This window comes from Rhizobium sp. BR 362, from assembly GCF_036528765.1.
GTDB lineage: Bacteria > Pseudomonadota > Alphaproteobacteria > Rhizobiales > Rhizobiaceae > Rhizobium.
This window is the reverse complement of record NZ_JARWGH010000006.1, coordinates 98422-117164: the sequence shown is the minus strand read 5'-3', so window position 1 is coordinate 117164 and position 18743 is coordinate 98422. Positions and strand designations below refer to the sequence as shown.

Genomic DNA, 18743 nt, shown 5'->3' with positions numbered 1-18743 from the left:
CGAAACTGGATGGTGGGCGTGACAAGGATCGAACTTGTGACCCCTACGATGTCAACGTAGTGCTCTCCCGCTGAGCTACACGCCCATCCGATGGCGGCGCATAGATCACAAAACCTTGGTGGCCGTCAATAGGCTTTTTTTCGGTTTTATGACGTTGCCGCCGGAAGCCTTAGGCGGCAAGGAGTTTGTTGACCTCATCGACCAGCTCGCGCAGGTGGAAAGGCTTGGAAAGCACCTTGGCATCCTTCGGCGCTTTCGAATCGGGGTTCAGCGCTACGGCGGCGAAGCCAGTGATGAACATCACCTTCAGGTCGGGATCGAGTTCGGTGGCGCGGCGCGCCAGTTCGATGCCATCCATCTCCGGCATGACGATGTCGGTGAGCAGGAGCGAAAAGGGCTCCTCGCGCAGCCGGTCATAGGCGCTTGCTCCATTGTCAAAGGACAAGACCTTGTAGCCGGCCTTTTCGAGCGCCTTCACAAGGAAGCGACGCATGTCGTTGTCATCTTCGGCAAGGAGTATCTTCTGGGTCATCATCTGTTCGCTAATCAACTTTTGTCGTGTTGGACTTGTCCAGCGTCCAACTTAGTCGTTGGCCGTAAACAAGCGGTGAATGATCGTTAAGGACAAAGCCGTTCTGTTCGTCCGTTGCAGCACGAACGCACCCGAAGACCGCATGGCCTATCTCGGGATCGTGCTTTCGGGCATTTCCGTTGCGGCCCTTTGTATAAGGCCATTTTGCTTAAGTTAGTATGGACTTGCGGGCGAGCAACTGGCAACATGGATGCTGCGACAAGTTGTTGACATGGTAAAGACGTTTATGTCCGCAGAAATGCGTAATTTCGAGATTTTTGAGGTATCGGAGCCCGTCTCTCAGACAATTCCCTTTGTCTACAGTTCGCCCCATAGCGGCCGCATCTATCCCCCGGATTTCATCGCCCAGTCCCGCTTGCAAGGCATCGCCATCCGCCGCTCGGAAGATCATTACGTCGATGAGCTGTTTTCGGCGGCAAGCGCTCTCGGTGCGCCGCTGCTGCTTGCCAATTTCCCGCGCGCCTATATCGACGTCAACCGCGAGCCCTATGAGCTCGACCCACGTATGTTCGACGGCGTGCTGCCGCCCTATGCCAACATCAATTCGCTGCGAGTCGCCGGCGGCTTGGGTACCATTCCGCGCATCGTCGCCGAAAACATGGAAATCTATGCCCGCCGGGTGCCGGTCGAAGACGCGCTGCAGCGCATCGAGACGATCTACAAGCCTTATCACGCGACTCTGCGGCGGCTGATTGCCCGCACCCATGTCAAATTCGGCTTCGGCGTCCTGGTCGACTGCCATTCCATGCCGGGCAACATCCGCATCGCCGGCAGCAACATGCGGCCCGATTTCATCCTTGGCGACCGTTACGGAACCAGCGCCTCGGCGGACCTGTCGCGCGCGGCCATGCAAATCCTCGACGAACTCGGCTTCAACGCCGTGCGCAACAAGCCCTATGCGGGCGGCTTCATCACCGAGCATTACGGCCGGCCCTCCCGCGGACTTCATGCCCTGCAGATCGAGGTCAACCGCTCACTCTATGTCGATGAAGCGACATTGGAGAAACGGTCGGATTTCGGTGCAGTCGCCGCGGCCATCACCCTGTTCATGAAGCGTATGGCCGAGCATGTGGAGTCCTATGCAGGCGATCCGGCGCTGGCGGCGGAATAGGGCAAAGCCCGAGGCTATCTCGCCCCCTGAGCTTGTCGAAGGGGCGGGCGAGAAAGCAAAATCAGCATGTTAGCTTTGGCTAAGTGCTAGATTTTGCAAGAGAGGGGTAGGTCAGGGCGCACCCAATCTCCGAATAGGGTCAGCAAGAAATGGACCCCGCTCTGGCAATTTCAATGGCTTAGAAATTGCGCTAGGCTTTTGAATATGCGGCATGTTCCCTATCGCAATTCCTAAACCAATGAAATTGCTTTCTCGCCCGCCAAGGGCGAGATAGAGCGCATCTACTGCGCCACTCCCATGAGACAAATAGCCCCTCAAAAAAGAACCGCGCTTGTGGCGCGGCTAAGTCTAGGGAGGAAACACCCAAGGAGGGTATTTACAGTCGGAAGACTGCAAGGAGATATTGCTATTGCATTGCACAAATGTCAAGCAGTTTATTGCGCTGCAAAATATTTAGGCGGTCGCCGGATTTCTGCCTGATCTCCGCGCAATCAGCCTCTCGCATCGGCATCTGGTTTGCTTCGTCGAGTTTATGCGCTATGACTTCGCCGCCCCGTCATTTAATCCGGATCGACCATGCTTCCTGATCGCGCTTTCTTCTACCGTCTGGCCGAGGCGGCTAAGGCCGAGACCCTGCCGCGTTTTCGCGCCGGCGTTGATGTGGTCAACAAGGAGGCTCAGGGGTTCGATCCGGTGACCGAAGGAGACCGCGCCGCCGAAGTGGCGATTCGCGCCTTGATCGAGACGGAATTTCCGGACCATGGTATCCTGGGCGAAGAGCACGGCAGCGTCGGCCTCGACCGCGAGCATGTCTGGGTGATCGATCCGATCGACGGCACCCGCGCCTTCATTTCCGGCGTTCCCGTCTGGGGGACTCTGATCGGCCTGCAGAAGAATGGCCGCGCCGTCATGGGCATGATCGATCAGCCGTTTACCGGCGAGCGCTATTTTGCCGACGGCAATGGCTCGACCTATTCCGGCCCGGATGGCGAAAAGCGGCTGCAGGTCCGCGACTGCGGCAGCCTGTCGAACGCCGTTCTCTTCACCACTTCGCCGCATATTTTCGTCGGCGACGAGTTGGCGAAATACCGCGAGATCGAGAGCCAGGTGCGCCTCTTCCGCTACGGCACGGATTGCTATGCCTATGCGCTGCTCGCGGCCGGTCACGTCGATCTCGTCGTCGAAAGTTCGCTCAAGCCGTATGATGTCGGCGGCATCATCCCCGTCATCGAACAGGCGGGCGGCATCATCACCACCTGGGACGGCGGCCGGCCGGAAATGGGTGGCACCATCATCGCCGCCGGTAGCCGCGCCGTCTATGATCAGGCAAGGGCAATCCTGTCGCGCTAGGCGATTGAGCATCCGAAAGCGCCGGATATTTTCAACTTCGCGGTCCGCGGACTCGAGATCACGCGCTAAATTCCGACTCCCGCCATATCGGTATTCGCCTCGGCATCGCTGCCGGGGATGAAAGCGTTGATCGCGGCGAGCGCGGCGTTGCGATAGACGTCCCGCTCCTGCAGGATTTCATGTTTCGCCCCGTGAACGGGCACGAACTGCGCTGCGCGGAAATAGCGCGACAATCGTTCCTGGTCGGCATAGGGCACGACGCCGTCGCGGCTCGGCGCGATCAGCACCGTCGGAATGGCGATGGAAAAGAGATGCTCGGGCGTATTGACGCGCTCGATGGTGCGGAATGCTTCCAGCAACCAGCGGGCCGTCGGCGGCCCGAGGGTAAGCTGTGGATACGCCGTTGCAATGGCGAGATTGCGCCGATACCGACGTTCGTCGGTGGTCAGCGGGTTTTCCGGGAAGGGCTTTTCCTTGATTTTTTTGCTGAATTGCATCCGGCCGAGACCAAGCCCGCAGACCGTTCCCGAGAGGAAACGCACCAGGCCTGGCGAGACACCCTGGCCAGTGAGGCCGACAAAAGGCGCCGACAACACCATACGTTCGATGCGGCTCGCAAGCCGCGGCGCCGCTGATAGGGAGATCAACGCGCCGGTCGAGTGGGCCAGCAGAAAGAACGGCAAGCGCGTGTCCGGCAGTACAATCTTGTCGAGGAAGGCCGTCAGGTCGCGTTCATAGTCGGAAAAGCGTCTGACATGTCCGCGCAACGGGTCCTTCAAGAGCCGTTCCGAACCGCCTTGGCCGCGCAGATCGAAGGTCGCAACCCACAGGCCCTTGGCGGTCAAATCGCGGATCGTTTCGAAATATTTCTCGATGAACTCATTGCGGCCCTGCAACAGCACCACCGTGCCCTTGGCGACCGGCTGTTGGCAACGGAAGACCACATAGCGCAGCCTGCGCCCGTCAAATGTCTCGAAGAACCCTTCGGTGCGGTTTTCCGGCACCGGATTGTCTGGTGTGGAATAGAGGATCGAATCCATGACGATGTCGCGCCTCGTTGAAGGGATGCCTTCCTCAAGGGGATAGCGCAGGCGTAGGGAATTGCAACTGGTTTATTGGCGGCATCGCTCCATCGGTTTCTCCGATGACACGATCGTCTTTCTCCGTTTCCCCTCGTTGCGCGTCTCTGCGAATTCTTGGCCGCAATCATTACCCGTGGGAATGGAAGACATGGCAATTGCTGAAATCGCGAATTCAAGAGTTCTTATTGTCGGCGGCAGCTCCGGAATGGGCCTGGCGCTGGCGAAACGTGCGCTCGGCACCGGTGCCGAGGTGATCATCGTCGGAAGAAACGAGGAGAAACTTAAGCGTGCCGGTGTGGAGCTTCGAAACGCAGCGCTTTCGACCGTGGCAGCCGATGTGACACAGGAAGGCCAGGTCGCCGATCTTTTTGAGAGGATCGGCCGACTCGATCATATCGTAAGCACAGCCGCCGATATCGAAGGTGCTTATGAACTGCTGCCATCGCTGGATCTCAGGGCAGCGCAAAAGGTCGTGGAAAGCAAATTCTACGGACCGCTGTTGCTCGCCAAATATGGTGCCCCCTTACTCTCTCCCTTCGGCTCCATCACCTTCACATCCGGTATCGCGGCCTATCGGCCGTCGGCGCGGGGATCGGTCGTCGCCGCCGTCAATGCGGGCCTGGAAGGACTGGTCCGCGCGCTTGCAGTCGAGTTGGCGCCAATCCGTGTGAACGCCGTTTCGCCCGGCTGGGTCGACACGCCCATCTGGACGTTCGTTGCCGGCGACAAGAAGGAGGAGACATTGGGCGCTATGGCAAAACGACTGCCGGTTGGCAGAGTGGGGCAACCGGAAGACATAGCCCACGCCATCAGCTTCCTGATGGGCAATGCCTTCACAACCGGGACGATATTGCATGTCGAGGGTGGACATCGGTTGGTTTAGCCGGCGCAAAACCGTCGCCGGCGGCCGCCAACAATAGCTTCAAGGCTGGCGGCTGAACGCGCCTGCGCCGCCAGATCATCATAAGCGATACCGTCCGCTTCGGACCGGGCCAAGGCATCTCGATGATTTCGCCGCGATCGAGGTGATCTGCGACCGCAAGGCGCGGAACCAGGCTCACGCCTGCACCGGCGGCCACGAGCCGCGCAATCGTGCCGATGCTGCCGACTTCAGCAGCGAGCTTCGGTGCCGCTATTCCTGCTTCGTCAAAGGCGTTATCGAAGAGACGCCGATAGGCGCAGCCGACCTCTGTTACCACGAAGCTCATTGAGGCGAGCGCGGCCAAATCGCCGCTTTTCGTTGCCGGTTCCTTGGCAGGAGGCGCGATGAGAATCAACGGCTCCGCCGATATCCTCCGCTTCGCCAGGCGTTCATCGAGACGGTCTCGGTCAAAACAAAAGGCGACATCGATTTCGCCGTCTTCGAGCTTCCGCAACAGATCGCCGCTGCCCGCGACCTTCAGCCGTAGCTCGATATCAGGATGATCGCTCTGAAAAGCCGACAGCCACTGCGCAAGCTTCACGGAGGCGATCGTCTCCAGCGCGCCGATCGTCACCGTTCCGGTCATACGCTTTGAGGACGCTTCCACGGCTGCGCGCGCCTCATCCGTCAGGACCAGAATTTCTTCGGCATAGTGTCTCAACGTCTCTCCCGCCGCCGTCAGCTTCAAGCCCGATCTCGACCGCACGAAGAGCTCGGTGCCCAATTCGGTTTCCAGCGACTGGATCTGATCGCTTACGCTGGATTGCGCGAGATGCACGTCCTCGGCCGCACGAGTGAAATTTCGAGTTCGGGCAACTGTTAAAAATGTCTTGAGTAATCTGGGATGCATCGAGCCGTGCCGAAGTAGGGGTCAGAACAACCGCAATCAAATGACCGCCGGGCGACGCGGCCGTTTCGCCTGTGTCACCCTCAATAGATTACGAAGTGGACGGCTAAAAGGTCAACGGTGGCTGGGCTGTAGGTGTTAGCCTTAGTGTCACTTCCATCAAGCCTTCGGTGTCCCACCGCGTCGTTCGAGCGCGGTTTTGCGGATGACGTCGGCGATCTCCGGGCTGCTGCTGGACAGCATCTGGAAATCCGCCGAATAAAGCGAGAGGAGTGAGACCTCGGTAGCGGCGCTGACGGTTGCCGAGCGGGGTTCGCCGCTGATCAGGGCCATCTCGCCGAAGAAGCTGCCGGACCCAAGCTCCACCGGCTGTGGTGTTGCGACGGTGACGCGGCCTTCAACGATGAAGAACATCTGGTCACCCGTGTCGCCCTTGCGGCAGATGACGGAACCGGCCGGGACGATGCGCGGCCTCAGCGCCCGCACAATCTCGATGAGTGCGGCCGAACCAAGCTTCTGGAACAGCGGCACCGCCGCAACCAACTGCCAATTGCGCACGAAGTCCTGGCGGCGGACTTCTTCGTAGAATCCGGTGGCGAGGATGCCGGCCCAGAGCGCAAAGATGCCAATACCGCTCATCATGACCAACCCGGCAAGAACGCGGCCGGCGAAGCTTTGCGGAATCTCGTCGCCATAGCCGGTGGTCGACAAGGTCACCACCGCCCACCACATGGCAAGCGGAATGCTGCCGAACTTGTCAGGCTGGACATCGCGCTCGATGATATAGGCAGCGAGGGCTGCGCCGAACAGAACGATGCCGAAGATTGAGGTGACGCCGAGCAAATTGCGCGCCTCTTTGCCCAGGACCCTGCCCAGCAGTCTGAAGAAGGTTGAGCCGCGCAGCGGCTTCAGCAGCCAGATCGCGCAATAGAGGCTCTGGTCGCGTCCGCCGACAAACAGGAACGCCGCCAAGGGGATGAGGACAGCGAGCCCATCGACGGCGATTTCCGGCACCCTGTCGCGAACATTTTTCGTCCGATGCACGATCAGCGTCTCGATCAGTTGCAGGACGTAGACAGCCCAGATGCCGGCAAGCAGGACTTCGAGAACGAGCCTCGTCTGTCCGGTCATGTCCGGCGTGGTGAGTGCAGCCACGGTCACGAGGCCGATGGCAACGAGCAGCGCGTTCAGCGGCTCGGAAATCTTCGAGAAAGGGAGCGCCGACATTCAATACCCCGGTGAACCGCCACTCTTTTAGAATAGGATGTCTTCGATCCAAACGTAAAGGGCTGGCTGGGCATGTGCGGGAACCAAGTGTTGGCCAGTGGAGCGGGCGATTTATGGCTGATGCAATAGACTATGCCAGTTCCACGCCCAGGGCCGCTATCGTTGTCCGACATCCAGCGGAAAACCCTTAAAGGCCTTGATTTCCTTCAGCACGAACGTCGTCTGCATCTCCTTGATGCGCGGCAATCGGCGAACGACCGCCATGGCGAAATCCGCATAGCTATCGAGGTTCGCCGCAACGACCTGCAGCAGGAAATCCGCGTCGCCGGCAATGCTGTAGCAGGCCACGACTTCGCTGAGCTTCAGGACGTCGCGCGAGAATTCTTCGGCCTCGGCCTCGCTGTGGCTGTCGATTTTTACTCGGATGAAAGCCAGGACACCAAGCCCGATCCGGCGCCTGTCGATGGTTGCCGTATAGCCCTGGACGACTCCGGTTTCTTCCAATTGGCGCACACGCCGCCAGCATGGGGAGGTGGAGAGCCCGACTTCGGAGGAAAGCGCCTGATTGGTCAGGCGTCCGTCTTTCTGGAGTGCTTCAAGGATTCTGAGGTCGATCGGTTCAAGTGCGGAGGGTATATGTCATCTTGTTTTGGCTCGATATGGGTAGAGCCTACCACATATAACCAAATGGCCGCAATAAAAGGTAGGATTCTTCGCGACGCCCAGGATATTCTTCTTGGGACCATCGACACCAGCAACGGGCTTCCCATGCTTCCAGATATCCGCCTTGCCATCGTCATCAATCCGGATCTGCCGCTCGGGCTGATCGCCAATACCGCCGGTGCCATCGCGATCGGGCTGGGGGCACGATTTCCCGCGCTGGCGGCGCGGCAATTGATGGATATGGAAGGGCGGGCTATCGACATCAGTTCGAACATGCCGGTTCCGATGCTGCAGGCGGATGCCGATACCATCCGGTCGCTGCTGCTGAATGCATTGCCGCCGCAGGGCGAACGGGCGGTCGTTGCCTTTCCGGCCTTTGCACGCTCGCTGCACGATTATAGGGAATATGAGGCAACGTTTCCTGACCGCGACCTGACAATGGAAGCGATCGATGGTCTGGGTATAGCGGGTCCAACGAAATGGGTGAAATCGCTGACGGGCTCGCTGAAGCTGTTGCGCTGACGCAGGAAAGAAAAAAGACCGGCTTGCGGAGATAGAGAGTTCCGCGTCGCCGGCCTAGCAAGGACTGAAGAAGAAGGGACGATACACTTCAGTCATCGGACAGTGAATGTATCCGATGATCCTATTGTTAGTCCCGCTAGTCTGAACGGGCGCCGAACCGGCCGTTCATCTGCGGTTCACGCGGATTTTTTGAAAATCGAGAGATGTGATCAGGGGTCTTGAACTGCCGAAAAGCGATCACCATCTCCATTCTGCGGGTGCCAAACGGGCTCGCGTAACCGTCCTCAGGCCGCCCAGAGCGGGGCCGCGGGGGCAAAACCAAATCGCAATCGTCGCTCACAGGAGGACAACATGCGTCACGTAGACTTCTCTCCCCTTTATCGTTCCACCGTCGGTTTCGACCGTCTCTTCACCATGCTCGACAGCCTTGCGCAGCCGGATCAGGCTCAGACCTATCCGCCCTACAACATCGAGCGCACTGGTGAGAACACCTATCGCATCACCATGGCCGTTGCCGGTTTCGATGAAAAGGAACTGAGCATCGAGGCTCATGCCAATGTTCTCCAGGTCAAGGGTGAAAAGAGCGAGGAATCGGCCGAGTCTAGCGAATATCTCTATCGCGGTATCGCCAAGCGCGCCTTCGAGCGCCGCTTCCAGCTCGCCGATCATGTCGAGGTACAGGCGGCTTCGCTGAAGAATGGTTTGCTGCACATCGATCTGTTGCGCAACATTCCGGAAGCCATGAAGCCCCGCCGCATTTCCATTGCGGCCGAGTCGGTCGAAACCGCGAAGGCAATCGAAGCCCATATCAGCTAATAGGCTTCAACACATAACCAGAAGACCGATCCTCCCAGGTCATAAAAGCAAGGCGGCGCTCCGTTGGGGCGCCGCCTTTTGTATTGCGTATTAGTCGGCACGGCCGCTACGCTGCGTTCGAGGCTCCGTTCGTCTTCGAGGTGCCGCCGGTTTCGGCTTGGGCTTTGGCTGCTTCCCGCTTTTTGGCGGCATCTGCATACTTCTGGGCGATGACGGCGCAGGCCATGAGCTGGATCTGGTGGAACAGCATCAGCGGCAGGACGATGGCACCGATCCCCTGGCCGGCGAAGATGACGTTGGCCATCGGGACGCCGCTTGCAAGGGACTTTTTCGAGCCGCAGAAGGTAATGGTGATCTCATCGGCCTTGGAGAAGCCGAGCGCGCGGCTGCCGAACATGGTGATGCAGAGCACCAGCGCCAGAAGCACGACGTTGGCGATGATGACGGTGGCGATATCGACCAGCGAGAAGGTATGCCACAGGCCTTCCACAACGGCTTCGCTGAAGGCCGAATAGACCACCATCAGGATTGAACCGCGGTCGACCGGCATCAGGATCGTCTTCTTGGAACGTATCCAATTGCCGATCCAGGGCTGCAGGATTTGACCGGCGATAAAGGGGGCGAGCAGTTGCAGCATGATCTGTTCCAGCACGTCCCAGGAAAACCCACCGCCATGGCCACCGACCGAGAAGAGCACGCCGACGAGCAGGGGCGTCAGGAACATGCCGAAAATGTTCGAAGCCGATGCCGCGCAGATCGCGGCAGGCACATTGCCGCCGGCAATCGAGGTGAAGGCGATCGAGGACTGCACCGTCGAGGGCAGCACGCTCAGGAACAGGATGCCGGTGTAAAGCGCCTGCGGCAGGACGGCCGGCACCAGCACGCCCATGGCAAGCGCCAGGAGCGGGAAAATGCCGAAGGTGGTCAGCAGGATGACCATATGCAGCCGCCAATGCAGCAGACCGGCAATGACGACATCGCGCGACAGGCGCGCGCCGTGCAGGAAGAACAGCAGGCCGATGGCAAAATTGGTGGCGGTACCGAAATAGTGGGCGCTCGTCCCCTGCACGGGGAAGAAGGATGCCGCGAGCACGGTGAGCACCAGCAGGATGGTGAAGGTGTCTGGAAGAAAGCGGCGCATCGTGCCTACCCCAATTGCAATTCCCGTAAGATTTGTCCTTGCACATAGACCTATCGTGATCCACGATGCAAGGAATAACAGTTATCGCAATTCAGGATGAGCGCCATGCTTGATCTCACGCAGTTGCGCAGCTTCGTCGCCGTCGAGCAGATGGGCAGCTTCACGCTGGCGGCCGAGCGGCTCGGCCTCGGCCAATCCACCGTCAGCCAGCATATCCAGCGACTGGAGAGCACGCTCGGCCGCAAGCTTCTGGCGCGCGACACGCATCGGGTAGTGTTGACGGGCGACGGCGAGGCGCTGCTCGGCCATGCCCGGCAAATGCTGTCGATCGAGGGGGAGGTGCAGCAGCTCTTTGCCGGCAACAGCCTGCGCGGCAATCTGCGGCTCGGCGTCTCGGAGGATTTCGTCACCAGCCGGTTGCCCGATGTGCTGGAGGAATTCGTTCGCTCGCATCCCTCGGTCGATCTCGAATTGACGGTTGCTCTCAGTGGCACGCTTTATGAGATGCAGGACAATGGCGATCTCGATCTCGTGCTTGCCAAGCGACGTCTCGGCGATGCCAGGGGAAAGTTGGTCTATCGCGAGCCACTGGTCTGGCTGGCGCGGGATCCGGAGCGCATTCGGACGCTTGCGGCGCCTTTGCCGTTGATCGCCTTTCCGGCCCCAAGCGTCACCCGTGCCGTGGCACTCGAAGCTCTGCGCCGTCAGCAGGTGCCCTGGCGTATCGTTTGCACCTGCGGCAGTCTCAGCGGCCTAACGGCGGCGGCGCGGGCCGGCATGGGCGTCCTCGTTCAGCCCCGCAGCATGGCGCCGACGGGACTGTCGGAAATTGCGCCCGGCTGGCTGCCGGCATTGGAGGATGTGGAATTCGTCTTGGTGCCGCGCAAGGGTGCGGATCAATTGCTGGTTAGCGCCTTGTCAGAGGATATTCTAGCGAAGGTGCGGGGTCTGAGATCTGTCTGATCTATCGGATGCGCTGTTTCTCGATCTCAAAAAAGTGTTTTCTCTCAAGCGAATAGGCTTGAAAATCCGGTGGAAGTTCCTTTGCCGGCTGCTGATTCTCTTCACGCGTGTCCCGCCTTTTCGATTCACGCGTTCAGGTTCAAGTCAGCTTTTGGTGGTACGATTCGGCTTGATGAACGAGCTGAGCCGGGGAAAATCAGCCCGATGAAATATGGTGCGATGTTTATTTGCGGATTGGTCGCCTGTGTCATGGCGATGACGGTCATAACCCGCCACATCCCGGCCCAATCAGGCCAAGACGTTTCACATTCCGCATTGTTTATGCACCCAAATCAAAACTGACCTCCAAATGAGGTACTGAGCGCCGCGTATGTCCCGCTGGGTCAGCCACGGCGCTCCTTTTTACCTAAAACTAAGCCAGGCCTAAAATCAAGCTAGGCAAGCCAGGAAGCCGGTGACATCGTCGTCGGTCGTGGCGAAGCTGGTGACGAGGCGGATCAGGGTCTCGTTGCCGCTCACCAGTTCGGGCTGTGATTCCGGGATCGGCCATTCGTAGAACTTTGCACCCTTGTCCTCGGCGGTCTTGGCGGCCGATTTCGAGATGATCGCAAAGACTTCGTTCGAAGCCGTCGGCCAGGCGAGGCGCGCGGCAGCAGCCCGTTCGATGCCGGCGCGCAGGCGATCGGCCATGCGGTTGGAATGACGGGCAAGGTCGAGCCAGAGACCACCTTCGAAATAGCCATCGAACTGGGCGGCGATGAAGCGCGATTTGGAGAAAAGCTGGGCGGCGCGTTTGCGGATGAAATGCATCTCCTTCGCCTGATCCGGATTGAAGAAGACGATTGCTTCCGCGCACCAGCAGCCGTTCTTGGTGCCGCCGAAGGAAAGAATATCGACGCCGCGCTTCCAGGTCATTTCCGCCGCGCTGACTCCCAGCGCGACCAGCGCATTGGCGAAACGGGCGCCATCCATGTGCAGCGGCAGACCGTTTGCCTTGCAGACGGCGGCGATGGCATCGATTTCAGCGGGCGAATAGACCGTGCCGATCTCGGTCGCCTGCGTGATGGTCACTGCCGCGGCGCGGCCATGATGAAGGGCATCCTGCGGGAAGCGGGCAACCTTGGTCGTCAGCGCCTTTGGATCGATTTTGCCGAGGACGCCCTCGACCGTTGCCAGCCGTGCGCCGCTAAAGAAATCCGGTGCCCCGCATTCGTCCTCCGCCACATGCGCTTCTGGGTGGCAGAAACTGATGCCGCCCGGCTTCTGGACGCTCGCGAGCGCCAGAGAATTGGCGGCCGTGCCGGTCGCGACGAAGAAGACGGCGACGTCACGCTCGAAGATCTCGGCAAACTTGGCTTCAATCTTCTGATCGAGATCGCTGGTGCCGTAGGCTGCGGCAAAACCGCCGGATTCGGCGAAAAGGCGTTGCGCGATGTTAGGATGGGCGCCGGCCCAATTATCGGAAGCAAAAAACATGGATGTGCACCAACTGAATCAAAAGGATTGCGGGAGGGTTCGCAGAGATCGGCGGACATTAATCCAATAGAGCAGGGGATCAAGTGCGCCATGCTGAAGGACACATCACAGAAATTGATCTACGCAATCAACAAACAAAATGATGCGGCAGAGTGAAACTTTCTTGCTTGGATTCTGAGGCATTGGCAATCTTCCGTCTTGAAGCAGCGATATTTTGCCGTTTTGCTCTTGCGAAGCCCATCACTTTCTGGCATAGAGCTGATGAATTAGGACAGGGTTGCTGTCCTATTTTGGCTGCCAAGGCCGAAGATGCGCTAGAGGGTCCTGACGATATCAGGATTTCGGGCTATAGTTACTGCGAGCATGTCCTATGGAGCTGTCAGGCACCAGGCGGAGCGGCGGTGGAATAAGCAAGGCGCGGAACGCTGACGACGGGCTCCACCAAGGGGTCATGGTCTGCGGCCCGATCTTCACAATGCAACAGCGCTGTCGCGCGTCGGACCCGGCAATGGGACGGCGCGGGACGAAGGATCGCCCGCGGTGCGGGCCTTACCGGAGGGAAAACGATGACGAACAGGACGCCGTCCATGACTTTTGACCACATCGCCGCAGCGAAGGCTGCCGCTACGGTCAATACGTCGAAACGCGCTGTCGGTATCCCGCCGAAGCAGGGCCTCTACGATCCGCGCAATGAACATGATGCCTGCGGCGTCGGCTTCGTCGCCCATATGAAGGGTCAGAAGTCGCACCAGATCGTGCGCGACGGCCTGTTCATTCTCGAAAACCTGACGCATCGCGGCGCCGTCGGCGCAGATCCGCTCATGGGCGATGGCGCCGGCATTCTCGTGCAGATTCCGGACCGTTTCTTCCGCGAGGAAATGGCCTTGCAGGGCATTACCCTGCCGAAGGCGGGCGAATATGGCGTCGGCCATTTCTTCCTGCCGCGCGACGAGGCGCTGATCGAGCATTTCAAGACCGCCATCAAGCAGGTCGTTGCCGAGGAAGGCCAGGTCCTGCTCGGCTTCCGCGACGTGCCGGTCGACAACTCCTCGCTCTCGAAGGCGCCCGAAATCGCCGCCACCGAGCCGCACCACGTGCAGGTCTTCATCGGCGCTGGCCGCGATGCTGGTACGAACGAGGAGTTCGAGCGCCGCCTGTTCACCCTGCGCAAGGTGATCTCCAACCGCATCTATGCGGAATATGAAGGCGAAGAGAGCAACTTCTACCCGGTCTCGCTGTCGAGTTCGACCATCGTCTACAAGGGCATGTTCCTCGCCTATCAGGTCGGCGCCTATTACAACGATCTCTCCGATCCGCGGTTCGAGACGGCGGTCGCTCTCGTACATCAGCGTTTCTCGACCAACACCTTCCCCTCGTGGAAGCTGGCGCACCCCTATCGCATGGTCGCCCATAACGGCGAAATCAACACGCTGCGCGGCAACGTCAACTGGATGGCGGCGCGACAGGCATCGGTGTCGTCGCCGCTGTTCGGCGACGATATCTCCAAGCTCTGGCCGATTTCCTACGAAGGGCAGTCGGACACCGCCTGCTTCGACAACGCGCTCGAATTCCTCGTGCGCGGCGGCTATTCCATGTCGCATGCCGTCATGATGCTGATCCCGGAAGCCTGGGCGGGCAACCAGTTGATGGCGCCGGAGCGCAAGGCGTTCTACGAATATCATGCCGCCCTTATGGAGCCGTGGGATGGCCCGGCTGCCGTTGCCTTCACCGATGGCAAGCAGATCGGCGCGACGCTCGACCGCAACGGCCTGCGTCCGGCCCGCTATCTCGTTACCAGCGACGATCGCGTCATCATGGCCTCCGAAGCCGGCGTTCTGCCGGTCGAGGAAGAAAAGATCATTCAGAAGTGGCGCCTACAGCCGGGCAAAATGCTGCTCATCGATATGGAAAAGGGCCGGATCATCTCCGACGACGAGGTGAAGTCGGAGCTTGCGACCAAGCATCCCTATCGGAGCTGGCTCGACCGCACGCAGCTCATCCTCGAAGACCTGAAGCCGGTGGAGCCGCGGGCATTGCGCCGCGACGTATCGCTGCTCGATCGCCAGCAGGCTTTCGGCTATACGCTGGAAGACACCAAGATCCTCATGTCGCCGATGGCGACCACCGGGCAGGAGGCGATCGGCTCCATGGGCACGGATACGCCGATCTCGGCCATGTCCGACAAGCCGAAGCTGCTCTATACCTATTTCAAGCAGAACTTCGCGCAGGTAACCAACCCGCCGATCGATCCGATCCGCGAAGAGTTGGTGATGAGCCTTGTCTCGTTCATCGGCCCGCGCCCGAACCTGCTCGACCATACCGGCATGGCCAACGCCAAGCGGCTGGAAGTGCGCCAGCCGATCCTGACCAACGGTGATCTCGAAAAGATCCGCTCGATCGGCCACACGGAAGATCGCTTCGATACCAAGACGCTCGACTTCACCTATGATGTCGAGCGCGGCGCCGAAGGCATGCCGGAAATGCTCGATCGTCTCTGCGAGCGGGCGGAAGCGGCCGTTCGCGGCGGCTACAACATCATCGTGCTGTCGGACCGTCAGATCGGCCCGGACCGCATCGCAATCCCGGCGCTTCTGGCGACGGCTGCCGTCCACCATCACCTGATCCGCAAGGGGCTGCGCACATCGGTCGGCATCGTCGTTGAAACCGGCGAGCCGCGCGAAGTGCATCATTTCTGCCTGCTCGCCGGCTATGGCGCAGAGGCCATCAACCCCTATCTCGCCTTCGACACGCTGCTCGACATGCATCAGCGCGGCGAATTCCCGAAGGAAGTGGACGCGACCGAAGTCGTCTACCGCTACATCAAGGCGGTCGGCAAAGGCATTCTCAAGGTCATGTCGAAGATGGGTATCTCGACCTATCAGTCCTATTGCGGCGCGCAGATCTTCGATGCGATCGGCCTGCAGCAGGAACTGGTCGACAAGTATTTCTTCGGCACGGCGACGATGATCGAGGGCATCGGCCTTGAAACCATCGCCGAGGAAACGGTCTCTCGCCATAAGGCTGCTTTCGGCCGCGATCCGCTATTGGCAAGTACGCTCGATATCGGCGGCGAATATGCCTACCGCATGCGCGGCGAAAGCCATGCCTGGACGCCGGATGCCGTTGCAGCTCTTCAGCATGCCGTGCGCGGCAATGCCGAGGACCGCTACCGCGAGTTTTCGGAAATGGTCAACCAGTCCGCACTCCGGATGAACACCATCCGCGGTCTCTTCAAGATCAAGGGTGCGGAAGCACTCGGCCGCAAGCCGATCTCGATCGAGGAGGTCGAGCCGGCCGCCGATATCGTCAAGCGCTTCTCGACGGGTGCCATGTCCTTCGGCTCGATCAGCCGCGAGGCACATACGACGCTGGCGATCGCCATGAACCGGATCGGCGGCAAGTCGAACACCGGCGAAGGCGGCGAGGAATCCGACCGCTACATGCCGCTCTTCGACGGTTCGCCGAACCCGGAACGCTCGGCGATCAAGCAGATCGCTTCAGGCCGCTTCGGTGTGACCACCGAATATCTGGTCAATGCCGACGTGCTGCAGATCAAGGTGGCGCAGGGTGCGAAGCCCGGCGAAGGCGGCCAGTTGCCCGGCCACAAGGTCGATGCCACTGTCGCCAAGACCCGCCATTCGACACCGGGCGTCGGCCTGATCTCGCCGCCGCCGCATCATGACATCTACTCGATCGAAGACCTGGCGCAGTTGATCTTCGACCTGAAGAACGTCAACCCGACTTCGGATGTCTCGGTCAAACTCGTCTCGGAAGTCGGCGTCGGCACGGTTGCCGCCGGCGTTGCCAAGGCGCGCGCCGATCACATCACCGTCGCCGGCTTCGACGGCGGCACGGGCGCTTCGCCACTGACCTCGCTGAAGCATGCCGGCTCGCCTTGGGAAATCGGCCTTGCCGAAACGCAGCAGACGCTGGTGCTGAACGGGTTGCGCTCGCGTGTTGCCCTGCAGGTGGACGGTGGCCTGAAGACCGGCCGCGACGTCATCGTCGGAGCGCTGCTCGGTGCAGACGAGTTCGGTTTCGCCACCGCACCGCTGATCGCGGCCGGCTGCATCATGATGCGCAAGTGCCATCTCAACACCTGTCCAGTCGGGGTCGCGACGCAGGACCCGGTCCTGCGCAAGCGCTTCAAGGGCACGCCGGAGCATGTCATCAACTATTTCTTCTTCGTTGCAGAGGAAGTGCGCGAAATCCTCGCCTCGCTCGGCGCCACCAAGCTGGACGACATCATCGGCGCTTCGGAACTGCTGGAAAAGGACGACATGCTCGCCCACTGGAAGGCTAAGGGGCTCGACTTCAGCCGCATCTTCCATAAGGTCGATGCGCCGAAGGAAGAGACCTATTGGACGACCGTGCAGAAGCACCCGATCGTCGACATTCTCGACCGCAAGCTGATCGAAAAGGCGGAGCCGGCGCTTGCCAGCAAGACACCGGTCGCTTTCGAGGTCGATATCAAGAACGTCGACCGCTCGGCCGGTGCGATGCTCTCGGGCGCCGTCGCCAAGCGCTACGGTCACCGTGGCCTCAAGGATGACACGATCAACATCACGCTGAGAGGCACGGCCGGCCAGTCCTTCGGCGCGTTCCTCGCGCGCGGCGTGACCTTCAACCTCGTCGGTGACGGCAACGACTATGTCGGCAAGGGTCTTTCGGGCGGCCGTATCATCATCCGTCCGCCGGAAAACTCACAGATATTGGCTGAACATTCGATCATCGTCGGCAACACCGTGCTCTATGGCGCGACCGAAGGCGAATGCTACTTCCGTGGCGTTGCCGGCGAGCGTTTCGCGGTGCGCAACTCCGGCGCCATCGCCGTAGTCGAAGGCGTGGGCGACCACGGCTGCGAGTACATGACCGGCGGTGTCGTCGTCGTGCTCGGCGAAACCGGCCGCAACTTCGCGGCCGGCATGTCGGGCGGCGTCGCTTACGTGCTCGACGAAAAGGGCGATTTTGCCCGCCGCTGCAACATGGCGATGGTCGAACTGGAGCCGGTTCCGGAAGAGGATGAATTGCTGGAGAAGCTGCATCATCACGGCGGCGACCTCATGCACAAGGGACGCGTTGACGTCTCCGGTGATATGACGCGCCACGACGAAGAGCGCCTTTACCAGTTGATTTCGAACCATTTCCACTACACCGGCTCGACGCGGGCAAAGGAAATCCTCGATCACTGGGCCGACTACCGTCCGAAATTCCGCAAGGTCATGCCGGTCGAATACCGTCGTGCGCTGGAAGAGATGGAGCGTAGCCGGATGGGTGTTGCGGCGGAATAGTTGGGATGTGGGCATTTCCGTGATATGACATGTCATATCACGGATTGGAGGCGCCTATGAACGAGCACGCACAGGTCATCAAAATCGCCCAGGTTTTCAACAATGGCCGGAGCCGAGCGATTAGGATTCCTAAGGAGTTCGAATTCGATGCGGATCAAGTTGAGATTCGTATGGATGAGGATGGCGATCTGATTGTTCATCCGGTGAAACGCAGAACTTTGCTGGAAGTTTTGGCAAGCTTAGAACCGCTGCCGCCAGAAGATTGGATGCCTGAGCTCAACGACGACGACCTGCCGCCGTTGAAAGATGTGAATTTCTAATGCTTTACCTGCTTGACACAAATATCCTCTCACGTCTTTCCAGTGACCCACATGGTCATATTAGCCGAAAGATCGCTGAGCTCGACGTCGATGATGTGATTACGAGTGTCATTGTTGCTGGTGAAGTTGAGTTTGGTTTGGAGTCGAAAGGGTCTGAAAGGCTACGCCTGAATATGGAGGCGATCTTACAGGCCATCAGAGTGATGCCTTTGGAGAATTCGGTCTACCGTCATTACGGATGGCTGCGGGCGGATTTGAAAAGGAAAGGTACTCTTATTGGTCCGAACGATCTTTGGATCGCTGCCCACGCCCTAGCGCTGGATGCGGTGCTGGTGACGGACAATGAGGGTGAATTCTCCCGCGTGCCGGGATTGAAGGTGGAAAACTGGCTGCATTAGTAGCGTTTTGATGAATAGGGAC

General features: G+C 59.7%; 17 protein-coding genes and 1 tRNA gene. 9 read left to right on the top strand and 9 right to left on the bottom strand.

What is annotated here, in order from left to right; translation table 11 throughout:
- Positions 1-10: 10 nt before the first annotated feature.
- Both QDY28_RS11055 and cpdR1 read right to left on the bottom strand, forming a co-directional pair.
- Positions 11-85: transfer RNA gene (locus QDY28_RS11055), tRNA-Val, on the bottom strand.
- An 84-nt stretch (positions 86-169) separates the two neighbouring features.
- Positions 170-532, bottom strand: a complete 363-nt coding sequence (cpdR1, locus tag QDY28_RS11050) for a response regulator CpdR1 (RefSeq protein WP_004117561.1) — start codon at positions 530-532, stop codon at positions 170-172.
- A gap of 286 nt (positions 533-818) precedes the next feature.
- Here cpdR1 and QDY28_RS11045 point away from each other — a divergent pair, with 286 nt between their 5' ends.
- Positions 819-1703, top strand: a complete 885-nt coding sequence (locus QDY28_RS11045; RefSeq protein ID WP_331381718.1) for an N-formylglutamate amidohydrolase — start codon at positions 819-821, stop codon at positions 1701-1703.
- A gap of 576 nt (positions 1704-2279) precedes the next feature.
- Entirely contained in the window at positions 2280-3053 is a 774-nt protein-coding gene (gene hisN, locus QDY28_RS11040; protein WP_331381717.1) for a histidinol-phosphatase, read from the top strand.
- 65 nt (positions 3054-3118) lie between these two features.
- On the opposite strand, the gene QDY28_RS11035 is transcribed toward hisN, so the two are convergent.
- Complete coding sequence (locus QDY28_RS11035) at positions 3119-4093, bottom strand: alpha/beta hydrolase (protein WP_331381716.1); 975 nt, start codon at positions 4091-4093, stop codon at positions 3119-3121.
- Positions 4094-4283: 190 nt separating this feature from the next.
- On the opposite strand from QDY28_RS11035, the gene QDY28_RS11030 reads away from it, so the two are divergent.
- On the top strand, positions 4284-5018 hold the full coding sequence (locus tag QDY28_RS11030) for an SDR family oxidoreductase (RefSeq protein WP_331381715.1): 735 nt from the start codon (positions 4284-4286) through the stop codon (positions 5016-5018).
- On the opposite strand, the gene QDY28_RS11025 is transcribed toward QDY28_RS11030, so the two are convergent.
- The 3 genes from QDY28_RS11025 to QDY28_RS11015 all read right to left on the bottom strand — a co-directional run bounded on the left by QDY28_RS11025 (position 4969) and on the right by QDY28_RS11015 (position 7767).
- The gene (locus QDY28_RS11025; protein WP_331381714.1) at positions 4969-5907 is read right to left on the bottom strand and encodes a LysR family transcriptional regulator; all 939 of its coding nucleotides are present in this window, start codon (positions 5905-5907) and stop codon (positions 4969-4971) included. The genes QDY28_RS11030 and QDY28_RS11025 overlap by 50 nt on opposite strands.
- A 156-nt stretch (positions 5908-6063) precedes the next feature.
- Positions 6064-7131, bottom strand: a complete 1068-nt coding sequence (locus tag QDY28_RS11020) for a cyclic nucleotide-gated ion channel (protein WP_331381713.1) — start codon at positions 7129-7131, stop codon at positions 6064-6066.
- A gap of 156 nt (positions 7132-7287) precedes the next feature.
- The gene (locus QDY28_RS11015; RefSeq protein ID WP_331381942.1) at positions 7288-7767 is read right to left on the bottom strand and encodes an Lrp/AsnC family transcriptional regulator; all 480 of its coding nucleotides are present in this window, start codon (positions 7765-7767) and stop codon (positions 7288-7290) included.
- Between the two features lie 132 nt (positions 7768-7899).
- Between QDY28_RS11015 and QDY28_RS11010 the strand changes: the two genes are divergently transcribed.
- Both QDY28_RS11010 and QDY28_RS11005 read left to right on the top strand, forming a co-directional pair.
- On the top strand, positions 7900-8316 hold the full coding sequence (locus QDY28_RS11010) for a DUF2000 domain-containing protein (RefSeq protein ID WP_331381941.1): 417 nt from the start codon (positions 7900-7902) through the stop codon (positions 8314-8316).
- 351 nt (positions 8317-8667) lie between these two features.
- Entirely contained in the window at positions 8668-9132 is a 465-nt protein-coding gene (locus tag QDY28_RS11005) for an Hsp20 family protein (protein ID WP_331381712.1), read from the top strand.
- Positions 9133-9238: 106 nt separating this feature from the next.
- Here QDY28_RS11005 and QDY28_RS11000 read toward each other — a convergent pair whose 3' ends face one another.
- Positions 9239-10273: a bile acid:sodium symporter family protein gene (locus QDY28_RS11000; protein WP_331381711.1), complete on the bottom strand. Its 1035-nt coding sequence runs from the start codon at positions 10271-10273 to the stop codon at positions 9239-9241.
- Positions 10274-10378: 105 nt separating this feature from the next.
- On the opposite strand from QDY28_RS11000, the gene QDY28_RS10995 reads away from it, so the two are divergent.
- Positions 10379-11236 carry a LysR family transcriptional regulator gene (locus tag QDY28_RS10995; protein WP_331381710.1) on the top strand — a complete coding sequence of 286 codons (858 nt, stop codon included), beginning with the start codon at positions 10379-10381 and terminating at the stop codon, positions 11234-11236.
- A gap of 125 nt (positions 11237-11361) precedes the next feature.
- Here QDY28_RS10995 and QDY28_RS10990 read toward each other — a convergent pair whose 3' ends face one another.
- Both QDY28_RS10990 and QDY28_RS10985 read right to left on the bottom strand, forming a co-directional pair.
- Positions 11362-11502 (bottom strand): hypothetical protein, encoded by a 141-nt coding sequence (locus QDY28_RS10990; RefSeq protein WP_331381709.1) that lies wholly within the window; start codon positions 11500-11502, stop codon positions 11362-11364.
- 163 nt (positions 11503-11665) lie between these two features.
- The gene (locus QDY28_RS10985; RefSeq protein ID WP_331381708.1) at positions 11666-12712 is read right to left on the bottom strand and encodes a threonine aldolase family protein; all 1047 of its coding nucleotides are present in this window, start codon (positions 12710-12712) and stop codon (positions 11666-11668) included.
- A 566-nt stretch (positions 12713-13278) separates the two neighbouring features.
- On the opposite strand from QDY28_RS10985, the gene gltB reads away from it, so the two are divergent.
- The 3 genes from gltB to QDY28_RS10970 are packed head-to-tail and all read left to right on the top strand — an operon-like array spanning position 13279 to position 18721.
- Entirely contained in the window at positions 13279-18003 is a 4725-nt protein-coding gene (gene gltB / locus QDY28_RS10980) for a glutamate synthase large subunit (RefSeq protein ID WP_331381707.1), read from the top strand.
- A gap of 56 nt (positions 18004-18059) precedes the next feature.
- Positions 18060-18323, top strand: a complete 264-nt coding sequence (locus tag QDY28_RS10975) for an antitoxin (protein WP_331381706.1) — start codon at positions 18060-18062, stop codon at positions 18321-18323.
- Positions 18323-18721, top strand: a complete 399-nt coding sequence (locus tag QDY28_RS10970; protein ID WP_331381705.1) for a type II toxin-antitoxin system VapC family toxin — start codon at positions 18323-18325, stop codon at positions 18719-18721. The genes QDY28_RS10975 and QDY28_RS10970 overlap by 1 nt, the downstream gene beginning before the upstream one ends.
- The last annotated feature ends 22 nt before the right edge of the window (positions 18722-18743 follow it).

Coding starts and splice junctions, on each gene's coding strand:
- QDY28_RS11020 (WP_331381713.1), bottom strand. CDS start 7,131: ATGTCGGCGCTCCCTTTCTCGAAGATTTCCGAGCCGCTGAACGCGCTG.
- QDY28_RS11035 (WP_331381716.1), bottom strand. CDS start 4,093: ATGGATTCGATCCTCTATTCCACACCAGACAATCCGGTGCCGGAAAAC.
- QDY28_RS11010 (WP_331381941.1), top strand. CDS start 7,900: ATGCTTCCAGATATCCGCCTTGCCATCGTCATCAATCCGGATCTGCCG.
- QDY28_RS11000 (WP_331381711.1), bottom strand. CDS start 10,273: ATGCGCCGCTTTCTTCCAGACACCTTCACCATCCTGCTGGTGCTCACC.
- QDY28_RS10985 (WP_331381708.1), bottom strand. CDS start 12,712: ATGTTTTTTGCTTCCGATAATTGGGCCGGCGCCCATCCTAACATCGCG.
- QDY28_RS10990 (WP_331381709.1), bottom strand. CDS start 11,502: ATGACCGTCATCGCCATGACACAGGCGACCAATCCGCAAATAAACATC.
- QDY28_RS11045 (WP_331381718.1), top strand. CDS start 819: ATGTCCGCAGAAATGCGTAATTTCGAGATTTTTGAGGTATCGGAGCCC.
- QDY28_RS10975 (WP_331381706.1), top strand. CDS start 18,060: ATGAACGAGCACGCACAGGTCATCAAAATCGCCCAGGTTTTCAACAAT.
- cpdR1 (WP_004117561.1), bottom strand. CDS start 532: ATGACCCAGAAGATACTCCTTGCCGAAGATGACAACGACATGCGTCGC.
- gltB (WP_331381707.1), top strand. CDS start 13,279: ATGACGAACAGGACGCCGTCCATGACTTTTGACCACATCGCCGCAGCG.
- QDY28_RS10995 (WP_331381710.1), top strand. CDS start 10,379: ATGCTTGATCTCACGCAGTTGCGCAGCTTCGTCGCCGTCGAGCAGATG.
- QDY28_RS11005 (WP_331381712.1), top strand. CDS start 8,668: ATGCGTCACGTAGACTTCTCTCCCCTTTATCGTTCCACCGTCGGTTTC.
- QDY28_RS11025 (WP_331381714.1), bottom strand. CDS start 5,907: ATGCATCCCAGATTACTCAAGACATTTTTAACAGTTGCCCGAACTCGA.
- hisN (WP_331381717.1), top strand. CDS start 2,280: ATGCTTCCTGATCGCGCTTTCTTCTACCGTCTGGCCGAGGCGGCTAAG.
- QDY28_RS10970 (WP_331381705.1), top strand. CDS start 18,323: ATGCTTTACCTGCTTGACACAAATATCCTCTCACGTCTTTCCAGTGAC.
- QDY28_RS11030 (WP_331381715.1), top strand. CDS start 4,284: ATGGCAATTGCTGAAATCGCGAATTCAAGAGTTCTTATTGTCGGCGGC.